At 71.7% G+C, this 18,005-nt stretch carries 10 protein-coding genes and 2 pseudogenes; 6 read left to right on the forward strand and 6 right to left on the reverse strand.

The window, feature by feature from the left end; all coding sequences use genetic code 11:
- Nucleotides 1–1,389, reverse strand: a 1,389-nt coding sequence (gene rhlB, locus N787_RS08310; protein WP_034212591.1) for an ATP-dependent RNA helicase RhlB, incomplete at its 3' end; no start/stop codon positions are given.
- Between the two features lie 168 nt (nt 1,390–1,557).
- Here rhlB and trxA point away from each other — a divergent pair.
- Together trxA and rho are read left to right on the forward strand one after the other, a co-directional pair.
- The gene (gene trxA, locus N787_RS08315) at nt 1,558–1,884 is read left to right on the forward strand and encodes a thioredoxin TrxA (protein WP_034212593.1); all 327 of its coding nucleotides are present in this window, start codon (nt 1,558–1,560) and stop codon (nt 1,882–1,884) included.
- A 159-nt stretch (nt 1,885–2,043) separates the two neighbouring features.
- The gene (gene rho, locus N787_RS08320; RefSeq protein ID WP_034212595.1) at nt 2,044–3,789 is read left to right on the forward strand and encodes a transcription termination factor Rho; all 1,746 of its coding nucleotides are present in this window, start codon (nt 2,044–2,046) and stop codon (nt 3,787–3,789) included.
- A gap of 63 nt (nt 3,790–3,852) precedes the next feature.
- Here the strand turns inward: rho and N787_RS08325 are convergent, their stop codons facing one another.
- Entirely contained in the window at nt 3,853–4,653 is an 801-nt protein-coding gene (locus N787_RS08325; RefSeq protein WP_034212597.1) for a hypothetical protein, read from the reverse strand.
- Between the two features lie 111 nt (nt 4,654–4,764).
- Between N787_RS08325 and N787_RS08330 the strand changes: the two genes are divergently transcribed.
- The gene (locus tag N787_RS08330) at nt 4,765–6,570 is read left to right on the forward strand and encodes a monovalent cation:proton antiporter-2 (CPA2) family protein (RefSeq protein ID WP_034212599.1); all 1,806 of its coding nucleotides are present in this window, start codon (nt 4,765–4,767) and stop codon (nt 6,568–6,570) included.
- Nucleotides 6,571–6,578: 8 nt separating this feature from the next.
- Here the strand turns inward: N787_RS08330 and N787_RS08335 are convergent, their stop codons facing one another.
- Nucleotides 6,579–9,875, reverse strand: coding sequence for an ankyrin repeat domain-containing protein (locus N787_RS08335; RefSeq protein ID WP_034212601.1), 3,297 nt, complete (start codon nt 9,873–9,875; stop codon nt 6,579–6,581).
- Complete coding sequence (locus tag N787_RS08340) at nt 9,868–10,122, reverse strand: YcgL domain-containing protein (protein ID WP_034212603.1); 255 nt, start codon at nt 10,120–10,122, stop codon at nt 9,868–9,870. The genes N787_RS08335 and N787_RS08340 overlap by 8 nt, the downstream gene beginning before the upstream one ends.
- A gap of 120 nt (nt 10,123–10,242) precedes the next feature.
- Here N787_RS08340 and N787_RS08345 point away from each other — a divergent pair, with 120 nt between their 5' ends.
- Complete coding sequence (locus N787_RS08345) at nt 10,243–12,591, forward strand: S9 family peptidase (RefSeq protein WP_034212605.1); 2,349 nt, start codon at nt 10,243–10,245, stop codon at nt 12,589–12,591.
- 161 nt (nt 12,592–12,752) lie between these two features.
- On the opposite strand, the gene N787_RS08350 is transcribed toward N787_RS08345, so the two are convergent.
- The gene (locus N787_RS08350) at nt 12,753–13,706 is read right to left on the reverse strand and encodes a chorismate transformation FkbO/Hyg5 family protein (protein ID WP_034212607.1); all 954 of its coding nucleotides are present in this window, start codon (nt 13,704–13,706) and stop codon (nt 12,753–12,755) included.
- A 67-nt stretch (nt 13,707–13,773) separates the two neighbouring features.
- Between N787_RS08350 and N787_RS15520 the strand changes: the two are divergent.
- Both N787_RS15520 and hemF read left to right on the forward strand, forming a co-directional pair.
- A pseudogene (locus N787_RS15520) lies at nt 13,774–13,890 on the forward strand (oxygen-dependent coproporphyrinogen oxidase); the annotation flags it as partial.
- A 105-nt stretch (nt 13,891–13,995) separates the two neighbouring features.
- A pseudogene (gene hemF, locus N787_RS08355) lies at nt 13,996–14,781 on the forward strand (oxygen-dependent coproporphyrinogen oxidase); the annotation flags it as partial.
- A 469-nt stretch (nt 14,782–15,250) separates the two neighbouring features.
- Here the strand turns inward: hemF and polA are convergent.
- Nucleotides 15,251–17,983 carry a DNA polymerase I gene (gene polA / locus N787_RS08360; protein ID WP_034212611.1) on the reverse strand — a complete coding sequence of 911 codons (2,733 nt, stop codon included), beginning with the start codon at nt 17,981–17,983 and terminating at the stop codon, nt 15,251–15,253.
- Between the last annotated feature and the right edge of the window lie 22 nt (nt 17,984–18,005).

Genomic DNA, 18,005 nt, shown 5'->3' on the forward strand with positions numbered 1-18,005 from the left:
CTTGCGCTCGCGCTGCGCGCCCGGGCGCGGGCCGCTGCGTTCGCGCGAACCGCCGCCCGGACGACCGCCGTCGCGACCGCCGCTGCGGCCACCGCGGCCGCGCTTCTCGTCCTCGGCGGCCTTGGCTTCGCGCACTTCGCGGAAGATCGCGGTGACGCTCTCGGCCTCGCCCTCGTCCTCGCCCTCGACCTTCGGTCGCGGCGCGCGCGGCTTGGCGATCAGCAGCTCGGGCTCGACCGCGGCCACCGGCAGCTTCTGCTCGATGTAGGCCTCGATGTCGGGCAGCGACATCGCGTAGCGCTCGCAGGCGAAGCTGATCGCGTCACCCTCGGCGCCCAGGCGCGCGGTGCGGCCGATGCGGTGGACGTAGTCCTCGGCGTCGAACGGCAGGTCGTAGTTGTAGACGTGCGAGACGCCGTCGATGTGCAGGCCGCGGGCCGCCACGTCGGTGGCGACCAGCAGGTCGAGCTGGCCCTTCTGGAAGCGCGCCAGCAGCGTCTCGCGCTTCTTCTGCGGCACGTCGCCCGACAGCACGCCGACGCGGAAACCGGCGCGCTCGAGCGCCTTGGCCACGCGCTCCACCCACACCTTGGTGTTCACGAACACCATCGTGCGGTGGCCCTCGCTGCGGGTCAGCAGGCCGATCAGCAGCGGGATCTTTTCTTCGTCGGCCGGGAAGTAGACCAGCTGCCGCACCTTGGCGGCGGTGATGAACTCGGTCTCGACGACGAGCTTCTCGGGCTCGTTCATGTGCTCGTAGGCCAGCTCCAGCACGCGGTGGCTGAGGGTGGCGGAGAACAGCAGGGTCTGGCGCTCGGTGCGGATCGGCATGCGGCGCAGCAGGAAGCGGATGTCCTTGATGAAGCCGAGGTCGAACATGCGGTCGGCCTCGTCGAGCACGCAGACTTCGCAGGCGTGCAGCGAAACGACCTTGTGCTGCTTGACGTAGTCGATCAGGCGGCCCGGGGTGGCGATGATCACGTCCACGCCCTGCTGCAGCAGCTCGCGCTGCTTGTCGTAGTCGACGCCGCCGTACACCAGGGCGAAGCGCAGGCCGAGGTCGGAGCCGAACTTCACCGCGTCCTTGTGGATCTGGATGGCCAGCTCGCGGGTGGGCGCCAGGATGAGCGCGCGCGGGTCCTCGGGCTTGCGGTCGGCCAGGGCCGGGCGGGTCAGCAGGCGGTTGATCAGGGCGACCAGGAAGGCCAGGGTCTTGCCGGTGCCGGTCTGGGCCTGGCCGGCGACGTCACGGCCGTTGAGGGCCAGCGGCAGGGTCAGGGCCTGGATCGGGGTGCAGCGGGTGAAGCCCGCGGATTCGAGGCCAGCCTGCAGGGCCGGGTGCAGCTCGAAGCTGGAAAAAACGATGTCAGTCAGCGGTTTATCGGACATGGGACTCTCTTGGGGCGCGTCTCTGCGCTTGCGCGGCCTGTCCGGGAATCGCAAACTCGTGGCGTCCGGGGGTGCCGCTGTCGGTTGTTTATCGGCGAAAGCGCCCCAGTTTAACCCAACGATGGCGGCAACCGGCCGCATCCCCCAAGAAAATCAGGAGTTTGAGGCATGAGCGACCAGGTCCTACACGTGGGCGACAGCGACTTCGAGGCCCAGGTGCTCAAGTCCGACACCCCGGTGCTGGTGGATTTCTGGGCCGAGTGGTGCGGCCCCTGCAAGATGATCGGCCCGATGGTCGACGAGCTGGCCGGCACCTACGCCGGCAAGGTCAAGGTCGTGAAGATAAATATTGATCACAACCCCCAGACTCCCAGGCAGTACGCGGTCCGCGGCATCCCGACCCTGATGATGTTCAAGGACGGCAAGGTGCACTCGACCCAGGTCGGCGCGGTCGGCAAGTCGCAGCTCGCGCAGTTCATGGACAAGGCGCTCTGAGCGCCCGCGCCCCGGCCCCGGCCGGGGCCTTCCGCCCCGCGCGGGTTGTCGCCGCGGGGCGGCCGGTGTTAGCGTAATGAGGTCGTGGCGCCCCGGGCGCCCACTCTCTTCTGCAAGAACCCCTCCCTCCCCCACGCTCGCGTTCGCGAGGTGAATCCTGTGTCCGATAACGAAAACGAATCCGGCGTAAGCGCCGAGAAGCGCCCGCGCAAGCCGCGCAGCGCCCCCACCCAGAACCCCGCTGAAACCGCGACCCCGCCCGCTTCCGAGCGAGCGCCCGAGCGCGCGCCCGCGCCGGCAGCCAGCGGCGGCGACGCCCCGTCGGGCGGCGGCCAGGAAAGCGGCCAGCCGCGATCCGGCGGCGGCCAGCCGCACGAAGGCGGCGGCCAGCCCCAGGGCGGCAGCCACGGCGGCGGCCAGCAGAACGAAGCCGGTGGCCAGGGCGGCGAAGGCGGCCAGGGTGGCGAAGGCGGCTTCCGCGAGGGCCGGCGCAATCGCCGCGACCGCTTCCGCGACAAGCGCGACCGCTTCCGCGACCGCCCGCGCGATGGCGGCGGCGACGACGAAGCCGGCAACGGTGGTGGCAACGGCGGCGGCGAGCGCAACGACCGCCCGATGCCGCAGCTGCCGCCGGACTTCCCGACCTACAGCCTCAACGACCTCAAGCGGATGCCGGCGCACAAGCTGCTGGAAATCGCCGACAAGCTGAACCTGCATGAGGGCGTGGCCCGCATGCGCAAGCAGGACGTGAACTTCGCCCTGCTCAAGGTACTGACCCGCCACCCCGCCGGCGTCGCCGGCGACGGCGTGCTGGAAATCCTGCCCGACGGCTACGGCTTCCTGCGCAGCGACGATGCCAGCTACCTGGCCGGCCCGGACGACGTCTACATCTCGCCCAGCCAGATCCGCCGCTTCAACCTGCGCACCGGCGACCACATCGCCGGCCGCATCCGCAGCCCGAAGGACGGCGAGCGCTACGTCGCGCTCAACATCGTCGACACCATCAACGGCGAGCCGCCGGAGGCGTCGAAGGGCAAGGTGCTGTTCGAGAACCTGACGCCGCTGTTCCCGCGCGAGCGCTTCAAGCTCGAGCGCGGCAACGGTTCGTCGGAAGACATCACCGGCCGCGTGATGGACCTGATGTCGCCGATCGGCAAGGGCCAGCGCGCCCTGATCGTCTCGCCGCCCAAGGCCGGCAAGACCATGCTGATGCAGAACGTCGCCCAGGCCATCCTGCACAACCACCCGGAAGTGCACCTGATCGTGCTGCTGATCGACGAGCGCCCGGAAGAAGTGACCGAGATGCAGCGCAGCGTGCGCGGCGAAGTGATCTCGTCCACCTTCGACGAGCCGGCCGCGCGCCACGTGCAGGTCGCCGAGATGGTGATCGAGCGCGCCAAGCGCCTGGTCGAGCACAAGAAGGACGTGGTGATCATGCTCGACTCGATCACCCGCCTGGCCCGCGCCTACAACACCGTGGTGCCCAGCTCCGGCAAGGTGCTCACCGGTGGCGTCGACGCCAACGCCCTGCACCGCCCGAAGCGCTTCTTCGGCGCGGCCCGCAACGTCGAGGAAGGCGGCTCGCTGACGATCATCGCCACGGCCCTGGTGGAAACGGGCTCGAAGATGGACGAGGTGATCTACGAAGAGTTCAAGGGCACCGGCAACAGCGAAGTGCACCTGGACCGCCGCATCGCCGAGAAGCGCGTCTACCCGGCCATCAACATCAACCGCTCCGGCACCCGCCGCGAGGAGCTGCTGATCGAGCCGGACATGCTGCAGAAGATCTGGATCCTCCGGAAGCTGCTGCATCCGATGGACGAGCTGGCCGCGATGGAGTTCCTGCTCGAGAAGATGAAGAACACCAAGTCGAACGACGAGTTCTTCTCTTCGATGAAGCGCTGAGGCACCCGGCAGGAAAAAGAAAAAGCCCCGCGGAAGCGGGGCTTTTTCGTGGCTTCCGCCGGCTCAGCCGCCGATCGGCGTCTGCAGCTTCCAGCGCTCCGAGTTCGCGACGCCGCCGTCGCCCAGCTCGGCGGCCTCGTCCTTGGCGCGCTCCTCCGCCACCCAGGCCGGCGCCTGCACGGGCGCCATCCGCGTGCGGACCCAGCGCCCCTGGAAACCCGGCGGCGTGTAAAGGACCGGAACCACGGCCCGGCCGCCCTTGACGTCGGGGATGACCCAGCCGGCCGCGGCCTGCTCGGAGGCCTCTCGGAAGGCCTCGACGTGGCGTCCGACCTGGTTGGTCTCCACCTCACCCCCCAGCAACAGCAGCTCTTCCACGGCGGAGCGGATCACCCGCCCCTCGTCGTCGGTCTGCACGAACAGCTTCACGCGGGCGCCGACGCCATGGTCCGCCGGCCGGCGCGGATAGCGCGGCGGCTTGACCCGCCGGGCCGCGACTTCCGCCGCGCCCTGGTCGGTGGCGTCGATGAAAGTCACCTCCTTGAAGCCGATGCGCACGCCCTGCTCGCCCGGCTGGCGCACGACGAACAGGGCGAGGTTGACGTAGGCATAGGCCTTGACCGGCTTGCCTTCGTGCAGGATCGGCTCGAAGCGCCAGCCCATCATCTGCTGCTCGAAGCTCTTCATGACCCCCTCGCCCAGCTGCTGGTGGTCGAGCTTCACTTCGACGACGCGGCCCTCGGCGTCGATCGCCAGGTCGCCATGGGTGCTGGCGGTGAACACCTCCTGCAGGTCGCTGGCGGACGCCGACGGGGAGGCCAGCGCGCCGACCAGGACGGCGAGAGGGGCAAGCAGCTTCATCATGGATTCGATTCCGGGGGGACGAGGCCGGAGTTAAGCATCGGTCGACGGGCGGGACAAGGCGTGGCCTCCGCGCCATGTCGCGCCGTCACGCCGCTGACGCATAATCGGGCCATGCACGGCACCGGCTACCTCGGCATCATCCTCGTCTTCCTGATCGCGGCGGTGGTCGCGGTGCCGCTGTTCCGGCGCCTGGGGCTGGGCGCGATCCTCGGCTACCTCGCCGCCGGCGTGGCGATCGGCCCGGAAGGGCTGGCGGTGGTGCCCGACCCCGAGGACGTGCTGGCCGCGTCCGAATTCGGCGTGGTCATGCTGCTCTTCATCATCGGCCTCGAGCTGAGCCCGCCGCGCCTGTGGGTGATGCGCCGGCAGGTGTTCGGCACGGGCGGCCTGCAGGTGCTGGTGTCGGCGGCGGCGATCGGCCTGGTCGCCGCGACCTTCCTGGGCGGATGGAAGGCACCGGTGGTCGTGGGCCTGGGCCTGGCGCTGTCCTCCACCGCGGTCGGGCTGCAGCTGCTGGCCGAGCGCAAGGAGCTGACCGCCGCGCACGGCCGCGTCGCCTTCGCCATCCTGCTGTTCCAGGACCTGGTGGCCATCCCGCTGCTGGCGGCGATCCCGCTGCTGGGCGAGGCCAAGGCGCTCGAACAGTCGGCGCCGCCGATGGCGTCGGTGCTCAACGCGGTGGTGGTGATCGCCGCGGTGATCGTCGGTGGCCGGCTGCTGCTGCGGCACCTGCTGCGCGTCGTGGCCCGCGCCAACTCGGTGGAGGTCTTCACCGCCACCGCGCTGCTGGTGGTCGTGGGCAACGCCTGGCTGATGCAGTGGGTCGGGCTGTCGATGGGCCTCGGCGCCTTCCTGGCCGGCGTGCTGCTGGCGGACTCGGAGTACCGGCACGAGCTCGAGTCGCACATCGAACCGTTCAAGGGCCTGTTCCTGGGCCTGTTCTTCATGGCGGTCGGCATGAGCATCGACCTGGGCGTGGTCGCACGCGAACCGGCGGTGATCCTGGGCGGCGTGCTGGCGCTGCTGGCGGTGAAGACCCTGCTGCTGATGGCGATCGGCCGCTGGTCGGGCGGGCTGGCGCCGCGCGAGGCGCTGCGGCTGGGCGCGGTGCTGGCGATGGGCGGCGAGTTTGGTTTCGTGGTGTTCGCCGAGGCCCTCAAGGCCGGGCTGATCGACGCCGCGATGCGCGACAAGCTGTTCGTCGTGATCGGCCTGTCGATGGCGGCCACGCCGCTGGCGCTGATGGCAGTGTCGCGCTGGCTGCAGACCCACCCCGAGCCCAAGCCCCAGCGCGCGCACGACACCATCGACGACGAGCACCCGCGGGTGATCATCGCCGGCTTCGGCCGCATGGGGCAGATCGTCGGCCGCATGCTGCGGGCGCAGAAGATCCCGTTCACCGCGCTCGAGACCAGCGCCGAGCAGGTGGATTTCCTGCGTCGCTTCGGCAACAAGATCTACTTCGGCGACCCGGCCCGGCCCGAGCTGCTGCGGGCCGCGCGGGCCGACCTGGCCGAGGTGTTCGTGCTCACCACCGACGACCCCGACGCCAACGTGCGCACGGCACGGCTGGTGAAACGGATGTTCCCGCACCTGAAGGTGTACGCCCGCGCCCGCAACCGCCAGCACGCGTTCAAGCTGATGGACATGGACGTGCAGGTGACGCGCGAGACCTTCCACTCCAGCCTGGTGCTGGGCCGCCGGGTGATGGAGGCGCTGGGCGTGCCGGCCGAGGAGGCCGCGCGCAACACCGAGCGCTTCCGCGAGCACGACGAGGCGCTGCTGCGCCAGCAGCACCTGGTCTACGACGACGAGGCGGCGCTGGTGGCGTCGGCGCGCGAAGCGCAGCGCGAACTCGAGACCCTGTTCGAAGCCGACATCGAGCCGGCGGACGATGATGGGGATGCGGGGCGCTGATCCCGGCTTTAGCGCGGGTCGCGCAGGAACCTCGCCAACGACGGCGTGCCGCTGCGCGCCGGTTCGAACTCCGCGGCCACGTCGACGAAGCCGCGCAGCACGGCGATGTCGTGCGGCGTGCGCCCCAGGCCATCGCGGGCCTGGCGGTTGCCGCCCTCGCGCAGCAGGCGCTGCACCACGCGCGGCAGGCCGTGCAGCGCGGCCAGGTGCAGCGGGGTGAAGCCGCGCTGGTCCTGCGCGTCGAGGCTGACGTCTTCGGCCAGCAGGCGCTCGAGTGCCGCCAGCAGCACGTCCTCGTCGCAGGCGGCGCCGGGCTCGGCGCGCGCGCCCAGCAGCAGCAGCAGTGGCGTCTGGCCGAGCGCGCTGGGCTCGTCCGGACCGGCGTCGGCCAGCAGCAGGATGTCCATCAGGGCCAGCACGCGCTGGCGGTCGCGCGAGGAGAACGCGTGCAGCGCCGCGCAGTGCAGCGGGCCCAGGCCCTGGGCGTCGCGCGCCTGCGGGTTGGCGGCGTGCGCGAGCAGGCGCGACACCAGTTCGGGCTGGCCCAGCGCGGCGGCCAGCATCAGCGGCGTGACCTCGCCGGGCAGCGCGAGGTCGGGCGCAGCCCCAGCGCGCAGCAGCTGGTCCACCACGCCGACGTGGCGCATGGAAATCGCGGCCGACAGCGGCGTGGCGCCGGTGCGCGCCGAGAGCGCGGTGTCGGCGCCGCGCTCGAGCAGCAAGGCCACCACCACGTCGTGGCCGCCGCCGGCGGCGCGCAGCAGCGCGGTGCAGCCCTGGGTGTCGGTGCCGTCCACCGGCAGCCCGAGTTCGAGCAGGCGCAGCACGGCCTCGGCATCGCCGGCCATCGCGGCGGCCGGCAGGTCGGCGGCCTGAAGCGCGCGGCCCGGCAGCTGCCACTGGCGCCACTCGAGCCAGTGCGAGAGTTCGCGGCGATCGGCCGCGAGCGCCAGGCCGAGCGGCGTCTGGCCATCCGGCGCGGACAGCGCCGGCGAGGCGCCGTGGCGGATCAGCACGCGCAGCGCGCTCTCGCGGCCCAGGGTGGCGGCGACGTGCAGCGCGGTGTGGCCGCGGCCGTCGCGGGCGTTCGGATCGACGCCGGCGGCCAGCAGCGCTTCCGCGAGGCGCAGCCAGCCCAGCTGGATCGCCAGGCCCAGCGGCGGATCCGCGGGCGCGCCGCCGAACGCGTCGGCGCCGCGCTCGAGCAGGGCCAGCGCGAACTGCTCGTGGCCGCGCGTCGTGTGCTCGCCGCTCTGGCAGGCCTGCAGCCACAGCGCCAAACCGCCGCGGCCGCCGACCGGCTGCGCCACTTCCAGCAGGCGCTGCAGCGCCGGCAGCGCGTGGCCGCCGCGGCCCAGCAGGTGGAACAGCACGCTCTGCTCGCCGTCGATGACGACATCGGCGCGGGCACCGTGGCGCAGCAGCCAGTCGAATCCGGCGGCGTCGCCTTCGCCCGAGAACTCGAGCAGCAGCGAGGCCATGCCTGCCGCATCCGGGCCGGCGCCGAGCCGCAGCATGGCCTCGGCCGATTCGCGCCGGCCGGACTGCAGGGCTTCGCGCAGAAGTTCACGCGGCGTCTTCTCGAAGTGGCCCTCGGACAAGCCCTCGGCGACGCTGGCCGGCAGCGGATAGGACGGATCGAGCACCGCCACCAGCGGCCAGCGGCCGGCGCCGAGCGCGTGCTCGAGCGCGCGGCGGCCGTCGGCGTCGCGCTGCTCGGGATTCACGCCGAGCGCGATCAGATGGCGCAGGAACTCCGGCGTCGCGCCGGCCTCGGTGGCCAGCACCAGCGCGTTGCGGCCGTGGCCGTCGACCGCGGACACCTCGGGACGCGCCTGCGCCAGCCGTGCCAGCACGGCCGCGTGATGGCCGCGGGCGGCTTCGAGCAGCGGCGTGATGTCGTCGGCATCGTGGGCGTTGCGGTCGGCGCCGGCGTCGAGCAGTTCGCCGACGATCTCGGCGTTGCCGGCGGCGCAGGCCAGCAGCAGCGCGGTGCGCTGGCGGGCGCCGCGCGCGTCCACCCGCGCCTTGTGCCGCAGCAGCAGCTGCACGCCGGCGGTGTCGTCGTCGCCCACCACCGCGGCCAGCAGCGCCGGCTGGCCGTCCTTGGGCTCGGGCTTGGCGCCGCGCTCGATCAGGAAGCGCGCGAGGCGCCAGTTGCCGGCCGCGCAGGCGATGCCCAGCGGGCTGAAGCCTTCGGCGTTGAGCGCCTCGAGCGTGGCGCCGGCGTCGAGCAGCAGGGCCGCCACGGCGGCGTCGGTGCTGCGCGCGGCATGGTGCAGCGGCGTGTTGCCGTCGGCGTCGGCGCGACGCGGGTCGGCGCCGTTGGCGAGCAGGGTCATCACCGCCTCGGGGCGGCCGTGCCAGCTGTCGCGGGTGGCGGCCAGCAGCGGCGTGAGGCCGGCGTGCTCGTCGTTGAGGTCGACGCCGCGGGCGATCAGTTCGCGCAGCAGGCGCAGGTCGCCCAGCAGCGCGGCCAGCATCGGCAGGGTGCGCTGGTCGCGATCATCGGGATCGGGCTCGGCGCCCGGGTCGACGCCGGCTTCGAGCAGGGCCAGGGCCGTCTCGATGCGGCCGGCGCGGGCGGCGGCGTAGAGCTCGGCTTCGGGCGACAGGCCGGCGTCGCCCAAGGCCAGCGGCGGGGCGTCGTCTTCGTCGTCGTCGCCGTAAATCGGCAGGCTGGCCAGCGAGGGCGGTGCCGGCGGCGCGCCGAAGCGCTGCACCAGCGCATGCGCGGCCACGGCGACCGCCAGCAGGCCGCCCGCCGCCAGCCAGCGGTAAGGCGCGGGCACCAGGCCCGGCCAGGCCAGCAGCAGGGAAGCCGCCAGCACGGCGAACACGGACAGGGCGACCACGAAACCGCGCCCGGCCTCCTCCGGCCCGCCGGAACCGACGGCGGCGGCCAGCGGCGGCAGGCGCCCCGATTCCCGCTCGGCCAGGCCGTAAGCGGGCCAGGCCCGCCACAGGCACAGCAGCGCCGCGCCGGCCATGCCGCTGAGCGCCAGCGCCGACGTCAGCGAGCCGGTGTCGCGCAGCGCGGCCAGCGGCCAGGCGGTGGCCAGCGCCACCAGGCCCAGCCCCAGCAGCCAGGCAAGGGCCAGGCCCAGGGCCTCGCGCAGGCCCGCGGCGTCGAAGCCCGGCGTCGGCCGCAGGCCGCGCAGGCTGGCCAGGCCCAGGGCCAGGGCCGGCTGCGCCAGCCAGGCGCCCAGCAGGCCGGCCGGATGCGGCCAGGCCACGGCCAGGGTCAGGCCGGCGCCCAGCAGCAGCCAGGCCCAGGCCAGCGCGACGCGGCGGGCTTCAGCCATCGACCAGGGGATCCAGCATGGTCGGCGGGAACTGCAGGTGGAAGCCGTGCGTGGCCAGGTTGCTGCGCACCACCCCGGCGTCGGCCCGGGCCAGGCGCCGCTCGGGCGTGAGCGCCACCTCGAGCACGAAGGCGAGCTCGCCCAGCGGCAGCCGCACGGGATCGGGCATCACCGCGAAGTCGTCCCGCTTGCGCAGGTAGACATAGGTATCGGGCTTCCGGAGGGACTTGTAGACGTAGGCTTGCATGGCGCCGCCGCTGGGTTCGGCCGATTGTCGCCGCAAACGCCACGGGGGAAAAGCAGCACGGGCCGCCCACACGCGGGCTTTGCTAGGCTTGCGGGCCGACATCGCCCACTGGGAGCCGCCATGCGCCATCGCCACCTCGTCTTCGCCCTGCTCGCGGCCTGCGCCGCGCCGGCCCTGGCGAACGACACCCCGCTGACCCTCGACCAGGCCATGGCGCACCCGGACTGGATCGGTTCGCCGGTGGAGCAGGCCTGGTGGTCGCTGGATGGCCAGCGCGCGCTGTACACGCTCAAGCGCGAGGGTTCGCCGGTGCGCGACACCTGGACGCTGCCGGTGGCCGGCGGCACGCCGGCGCGCGTCGAAGGCGCCGCGCTCGCGGACGTGGATGGCGCCCAGGTCGATTTCGATTCGACCGGCAAGCGCGCGGTGTTCGTGCGCAACGGCGACGTGTTCCTGCGCGACGTGGGCGGCGCGCTGCAGCAGCTCACCCGCAGCGCCGAGGCGGAAGCGAATGCGCGCTTCGCCGCCAACGAGCGCGACGTGGTGTGGAGCGTGGGCAACGACTGGTTCCGCTGGTCGCCCGAAGCGCGCCTGGCGCAGCCGGCCGCCCTGCCGCGCGCCGAGAAGGATCCGGCCGCCGCGCCCGAGGCCGACGCCCTGCGCGACCACCAGCTGCGCCTGAGCAGCACGCTGGCGCGCGAGAAGGCGCAGCGCGAGGCCCTGCGCGACCACGCCGAGGCGCTGCGTGCCGCCGACCCGACCCGCGCCGCGGCGCCGGCCTACCTGGGCGACAAGGTGCAGATCAGCGCGAGCTCGATGTCGCCCGACGGCCGCTGGCTGCTGGTGGTCACCCAGGCCAAGGGCGCCGAGGCCGGCCGCACCGGCAAGATGCCCAAGTACGTGACCGAATCGGGCTACGAGGAAGCCGAGGACGTGCGCGTGCGCGTCGGCCGCAATGCGCCGATCCCGCAGCAGCTCAAGCTGGTGGACCTGCGCGACAACCGCGTGCGCGACCTGCCGTTCGCGCCGCTGCCGGGCATCGCCACCGACCCGCTGGCCGACCTGCGCCGCGCCGCCAGGCTCGAGCCGCTCAAGGGCGAGCGCGCGGTGCGCATCGGCGGCATCCAGTGGTCGGACGACGGCCGCGGCGTGGCCGTGATGGCGCGCGCGGTGGACAACAAGGACCGCTGGATCGCCACCGTCGATTTCGACGCCGGCGCGCTGCAGCCGCTGCACCGCCTCACCGACACCGCCTGGATCAACTGGAACTTCAACGAGTTCGGCTGGCTGCCGGACAACCAGACCGTGTGGTTCCTGTCCGAGGAAAGCGGCTGGTCGCACCTGTACACGGCCACGCCCGGCGGCCGCGCGAAGGCGCTGACCCGCGGCAAGTGGGAAGCCTCGTCGCCGCAGTGGACGCTGGACGGTTCGGCCGCGTACTTCGTCTGCAACCGCGCGCGCCCGGGTGACTACGAAGTCTGCGCGGTGTCGCGCGGGGGCGGCGACGTGCGCGAAGTGACCGCGCTCGACGGCGTCGAGGACTTCGCGCTCTCGCCGGACGGCCGCCAGCTGCTGCTGCGCTGGTCGGCCCACCACACGCCGCCGCAGCTGGCGGTGCAGCCGGTCGCCGGCGGCGAAGCCCGCAAGCTCACCGACACCCGCAGCGCCGACTTCAAGTCGCGCACCTGGCTGGCGCCGCAGACCGTGGAAGTGCCGTCCACGCACGGTGCCGGCACGGTCTGGGCCAAGCTCTACCGCCCGGCGCAGCTCGAGGCCGGCCGCAAGTATCCGATCGTGATGTTCGTGCACGGCGCCGGCTACCTGCAGAACGTCAGCGACCGCTACCCGAACTACTTCCGCGAGCAGATGTTCCACCAGCTGCTGGTCGAGCGCGGCTTCATCGTGCTGGACATGGACTTCCGCGCCTCCGAGGGCTACGGCCGCGACTGGCGCACGGCGATCTACCGCCAGATGGGCCACCCGGAGCTGGAGGACTACGTGGACGGCGTGAAGTACATGGTGGCGCAGCACCAGGGCGACGCCGCCAACGTCGGCATCTACGGCGGCAGCTACGGCGGCTTCATGAGCTTCATGGCGCTGTTCCGCGAGCCGGGCATCTTCAAGGCCGGCGCCGCGCTGCGCCCGGTCACCGACTGGACCAGCTACAACCACGAGTACACCTCGAACATCCTCAACACGCCCGAGCTCGACCCGGAGGCCTTCCGCAAGTCCTCGCCGATCGAGTACGTTGAGAACCTGCGCGGCCACCTGCTGATCAGCCACGGCATGATCGACGACAACGTCTTCTACCAGGACTCGATCCGCCTCGCGCAACGCCTGATCGAGCTCAAGAAGCACGACTGGGAACTGGCCAGCTACCCGCTCGAGCGCCACGGCTACCAGCACCCGGAAAGCTGGTACGACCAGTACCGCCGCATCCTCGAACTCTTCGAGGACAACCTGAAGTAGAAGCGTTTGCCACGGATTCGCACGGAAGTGGCACGGAAAAGACACGGATAGAGCGATTTGAATTGGGCCCGCGACCCCAGAGGGTGTCGCGGGCCCTTTTCATTTCGACTTCTCCGTGCGCATCCGTGCCACTTCCGTGCGCATCCGTGGCAAAAACTCTTTCAGGTGGCCGCGAACACGCCTTCGAGTTCGACGTCGAGTTCGCGGCGGCAGACGTCGCCGCGGAGGTAGCTGATGCGGTCGGCCGGGATGCCGGTGGACGCCATCACCGCGCGGGCCGCGTCCAGGTCGGACGGGTGGCGGAGGTAGATGCGCAGCGCCTCGCAGTGGCCGAGGTGGAACGCGCGGCAGGTCTTCGTGGTGGCCTGCGCCATCAATGCGTCGAGGTTGCGCAGGCTCTCGCGCAGCTGCTCGGCGCAGTCGCCCAGGTGCAGCGAGACGTGGCCGGCGATGCTGGCCGTGCCCGAGGCGAGCAGGCGCGGCGTGGCGGTGTCGGCGTCGAGCACCGCGCCCCGCGAGAAGCCCGGCGACACCGGCCCGTGTTCGCGCGGGTACTGCCAGGCGGGCGTTTGCCGCGGATTCTCCAGCGCGATCGCCGGCGCACGCGAGCACAGCGCCACCACCTTCAGCTGGCCGGGTTGGCCGACGGTGCCGATCGCGGTGGCGGCCGGCGGCGGATCGTTGAACATGCCGTCCACGGCGCGGGCGCGGCCGACGCAGAAGCGGCGATAGCGCTCGTCGTCGCCCTCGCCCTGGTTGATCGCGGCGAAGTAGTTCCAGATCCGCAGCAGGTAGGGATGCGCGGACGGGCGCACGGCGACCAGCAGGCGCTCGTAGGCCAGGGCGGCGGCCGACTCGATGTCGCCGTCGGCTTCGTCCACCGCCAGCGCGACCAGCGCGTAGTGCTCGCCGTGGGCCCAGGCCGCGCCGGCGGTCTCGGCCGATTCGGTGATGGCGCCGGCCAGCCAGGCTTCGTCGGCGGGGCCGGCCAGCGGCGGGCAGTCGATCGCCAGCGGCGACGCCACGCCGGACTGGAAGCGGAAGGGAATCAGGGCTTCGTCGCGCCGTTCGGGAACGATCCGTAGCCGCGCGGGAGTGGGGTCGGGGGAGTTCATTGCTGGGCGCGATTATAGCCGCCGGCCGGGGCGGCTATCATGGCGGCCTGCTTGCCACGGGTGCCCCATGACCGACTTCCACGCCGTGCAGGACTACCTGCGCACGCTCCAGGACCGCATCTGCGCCGGGCTCGAGGCCATCGACGGCGGCCGCTTCGCCGAGGACGCCTGGACCCGCGAGGGCAGCGGAGGCCCCTCCCTGGGCGGCGGCCCCTCCCGGGACACTGGCCCATCCTTGGGCGGCGGTCCCTCCCGGCATCCTGCCTCCCGGGACACTGGCCCATCCTTGGGCGGCGGTGGTCGCAGCCGGGTGCTGAAGGACGGCGCGGTGTTCGAACAGGCCGGCGTCGGCTTCTCCGATGTCTCCGGCGCCACCCTGCCCGCGTCCGCGACCGCGCACCGGCCCGAACTCGCCGGCGCGCCGTGGCGCGCGGTGGGCGTGTCGCTGGTGATCCATCCACGCAACCCCTACGTGCCCACCTCGCACGCCAACGTGCGCTTTTTCGAGGCCCGCCCCGAAGGCCGCGATCCGATCTGGTGGTTCGGCGGCGGCTTCGACCTCACGCCCTTCTATCCCTTCGACGAGGACGTGCGGCACTGGCACCAGGTCGCGCACGACACCTGCGCGCCCTTCGGCGCGACGCGCTATGTCGAGCACAAGGCCTGGTGCGACAAGTACTTCTTCCTCAAGCACCGCGACGAGGCGCGCGGCGTGGGCGGGCTGTTCTACGACGACCTGCACGCCGACGGCTTCGAGCGCAGCTTCGCCTACACGCGCGCGGTCGGCGATGCCTTCCTCGACGCCTACCTGCCCATCGTCGAACGCCGCAAGGCCACGCCCTACGGCGAGCGCGAGCGCGAATTCCAGCTCTATCGCCGCGGCCGCTACGTGGAGTTCAACCTGGTCTGGGACCGCGGCACGCTGTTCGGCCTGCAGAGTGGCGGCCGCACCGAATCGATCCTGATGAGCCTGCCGCCGCGCGTGCGCTTCGAATACGCCTACACCCCGGAACCCGGCAGCGCCGAAGCCCGCCTCGCCGACTACCTCAAGCCCCGCGACTGGCTCACCCCCTGAATCACGTGCGCCTTGCGCACGAACCGCCGCAGTTTGTGGCTTCGTCGCAGCGCCGCCCAGCGACGATAGGGTTCGACGAAGTGGAGGCAGGAGGCCGGAACGGCCGCCCGTCGATGGGCAGGACGCCGTGTCGCCGGGCGGGCGGCGAACCCTATCGTTGCTGGGCGGAGCTGCCGAGACGTCCCGGAGTGCGGCGGTTCGTGCGCAAAGCGCACGCAAATAAAAACCCCGCGGGCCAGGGGAAGCCCGCGGGGTCAGGGGTGGGAACCTGAGGCTGGGGAGAGCCCGGTTCCCGGTGGATCCACTCAGGGGAGGGAGTGATCCTGCGCCGGACCTTGCATCCGACGCGCCTAGTAGACCCCCGCGACCATGAGAAGTTCGTGAACAGCTTGGCATCTCCGGAAATAAATTCAGGAGAGATTCATGCCCCGGGCAAGCGCCTGATAAACAAGGCGAAATCCGTCACAGTTCAGTGCGCTTCTTCCCAGTTGGAACCGCTGCCGACGTCCACCACCAGGGCCACCCGGAGCTCGGCGGCTGCGACCATGCGCCGGCGTACCTCGTCCACCAGGGTGTCCACGAAGCCAGCGTCGACCTCGAACACCAGTTCGTCGTGCACCTGCATCATCATCGTGGCCCGGCCACCCTGCCCGTCCAGCCAGTCCTGCACCGAGACCATGGCGCGCTTGATGATGTCGGCGGCGGTGCCCTGCATCGGGGCGTTGATCGCGGCGCGCTCGGCGCCTGCGCGCTGGGCCTGGTTGCGCGAGTGGATTTCGTTGAGCTGCAGGCGGCGGCCGAACACGGTCTCGACGTAGCCCTGCTCGCGCGCCTGCTGGCGCACGCGCTCCATGTAGTCGCGCACGCCCGGGTACTTGCCGAAGTAGAGCGCGATGTAGTCCTGCGCGTCGCCGCGACCGATGCCAAGCTGCTTCGCCAAACCAAAGGCGCTCATGCCGTACATCAGGCCGAAGTTGATGGCCTTGGCGGCGCGGCGCTGGTCGCCGCTCACTTTCTCCAGCGGCACGTCGAAGACTTCCGACGCGGTGGCGCGGTGCACGTCCAGGCCGCCTTCGAACGCCCGCACCAGGCCGGGGTCGCCCGAGAGGTGGGCCATGATCCGCAGCTCGATCTGCGAGTAGTCGCAGGCGACGATGCGGCGGCCCTCCGGCGCGATGAAGGCGGTGCGGATGCGGCGGCCGTCCTCGGTGCGGATCGGGATGTTCTGCAGGTTCGGGTCGTTCGAGCTCAGGCGGCCGGTGGCGGCGCCGGCCTGGTGATAGCTGGTGTGCACGCGGCCGGTGTCGGGGTTGACCATGTCCGGCAGCTTGTCGGTGTAGGTGTTGCGCAGCTTGGCCAGGCCGCGGTACTCGAGCACCAGGCGCGGCAGTTCGTGCTGGTCGGCGATGGCCTCCAGCGCTTCCTCGTTGGTCGACGGTGCGCCGGTCGGGGTCTTCACCAGCGCCGGCAACTTGAGCTCCTCGAAAAGCAGTTGGCCCAGCTGCTTGGGCGAGTCGAGGTTGAAGGCGCGGCCGGCGAGTTCGTGCGCGCGCTGCTGCGCGGCCATCATCCGCTGCGACAGGTCGGCGCTCTGGCGGCGCAGCTCGGCCACGTCGATCAGCACGCCGGTGGCCTCCATGCGCGTGAGCACCGGCACCAGCGGCATCTCGATGTCGCGGTACACGGCCTGCAGCGTGGGTTCCGCGGCCAGCTTCGCCGACAGCACGCGGTGCAGGCGCAGGGTGACGTCGGCGTCCTCGGCCGCGTACTTCGTGGCGTCGTCGATGGCCACCTGCGAGAACAGGATCTGCTTGGCGCCCTTGCCGGCCACCTGTTCGTACTTGATGGTGGTGTAGCCGAGGTACTTCTGCGCCAGCGTGTCCATGTCGTGGCGCTGGCCGCCGGCGTTGAACACGAAGCTTTCGAGCATCGTGTCCTCGGCGTAGCCGCGCACGTCCACGCCGTGGCGGCGCAGCACGTGCAGGTCGTACTTGCCGTGCTGGCCGAGCTTGGGCTTGGCGGCGTCCTCGAGCACCGGGCGCAGCGCCTCGAGCACCGCGGCGCGATCAAGCTGCGCGGGCGCGCCGGGGTAGTCGTGGCCGACCGGGATGTAGCAAGCCTGGCCCGGCTCGACGCAGAAGCTCAGGCCGACCAGGTTGGCGCGCATCGGGTCGAGCGAATCGGTTTCGGTGTCGAAGGCGACGAGCTCGGCGGCCTGCAGGCGGGCGACCCAGGCCTGCAGCGCGGCGGCGTCGAGCACGCATTCGTACTCGCCCGGCGCGGACAGCGCCGCGTCGGGCGCTTCATCGGCCACGGCGGCGGGCGCGACGGGGCGCGCGCCGCGCGCAGGCGGGGCAGACCCGCCATCGAGTTCACGCAGGGCGCTGCCGAAGCCGCAGCGGGTGTAGAGCTCGCGCAGCGCGTCCACGTCGCGCGGGCGCAGGGTGAGGTCGGAAGGCGCCTGGTCCAGCGCGACGTCGGTCTTGATGGTGACCAGCTGCTGGTTCAGCGGCAGGCGGCCGAGCGCGGCGCGCAGGTTCTCGCCGATCTTGCCGCCGATCTTGTCGGCGCTAGCGATCACCGCGTCCAGCGTGCCGTACTCGCCCAGCCACTTGGCCGCGGTCTTGGGGCCGCACTTGTCCACGCCGGGCACGTTGTCCACGGTGTCGCCCATCAGCGCCAGCAGGTCGATCACCTGGTCGGGACGCACGCCGAACTTCTCCATCACGCCGGCGTCGTCGAGCACGCTGCCGGTCATGGTGTTGGTGAGCGTGATGCCCGGCCGCACCAGCTGCGCGAAATCCTTGTCGCTGGTGGAGATGGTGACCGGGATGCCGGCCGCGTGCGCCTGCAGCGCCAGCGTGCCGATCACGTCGTCGGCCTCGACGCCGGGCACGCACAGCAGCGGGAAGCCCAGCGCCTGCACGATCTCCTTCATCGGCTCGACCTGGGCGCGCAGGTCCTCGGGCATCGGCGGGCGGTTGGCCTTGTACTGCGGGTACAGCTCGTCGCGGAAGGTCGGGCCGGAGGCGTCGAGCACGAAGGCGGTGTAGTCCGGGTTTTCCTTCAGCGTGGCGCGCAGCATGTTGACGATGCCGTACAGCGCGCCGGTGGGCGTGCCGTCCGGCGCGGTGAGCGGCGGCAGCGCGTGGAAGGCCCGGAACAGGTAGGACGAGCCATCGATCAGGACGAGGCGGGACATGGCGGGGCCTTTCTGGACGAGG

It is taken from the genome of Arenimonas metalli CF5-1, from assembly GCF_000747155.1.
GTDB lineage: Bacteria > Pseudomonadota > Gammaproteobacteria > Xanthomonadales > Xanthomonadaceae > Arenimonas > Arenimonas metalli.

Bases quoted from the DNA above. Each gene is read 5' to 3' on its own strand.
- trxA (WP_034212593.1), top strand. From the start codon at position 1,558: ATGAGCGACCAGGTCCTACACGTGGGCGACAGCGACTTCGAGGCCCAG.
- N787_RS08340 (WP_034212603.1), bottom strand. From the start codon at position 10,122: ATGCAAGCCTACGTCTACAAGTCCCTCCGGAAGCCCGATACCTATGTC.
- polA (WP_034212611.1), bottom strand. From the start codon at position 17,983: ATGTCCCGCCTCGTCCTGATCGATGGCTCGTCCTACCTGTTCCGGGCC.
- N787_RS08345 (WP_034212605.1), top strand. From the start codon at position 10,243: ATGCGCCATCGCCACCTCGTCTTCGCCCTGCTCGCGGCCTGCGCCGCG.
- N787_RS08325 (WP_034212597.1), bottom strand. From the start codon at position 4,653: ATGATGAAGCTGCTTGCCCCTCTCGCCGTCCTGGTCGGCGCGCTGGCC.
- N787_RS08330 (WP_034212599.1), top strand. From the start codon at position 4,765: ATGCACGGCACCGGCTACCTCGGCATCATCCTCGTCTTCCTGATCGCG.
- N787_RS08350 (WP_034212607.1), bottom strand. From the start codon at position 13,706: ATGAACTCCCCCGACCCCACTCCCGCGCGGCTACGGATCGTTCCCGAA.
- N787_RS08335 (WP_034212601.1), bottom strand. From the start codon at position 9,875: ATGGCTGAAGCCCGCCGCGTCGCGCTGGCCTGGGCCTGGCTGCTGCTG.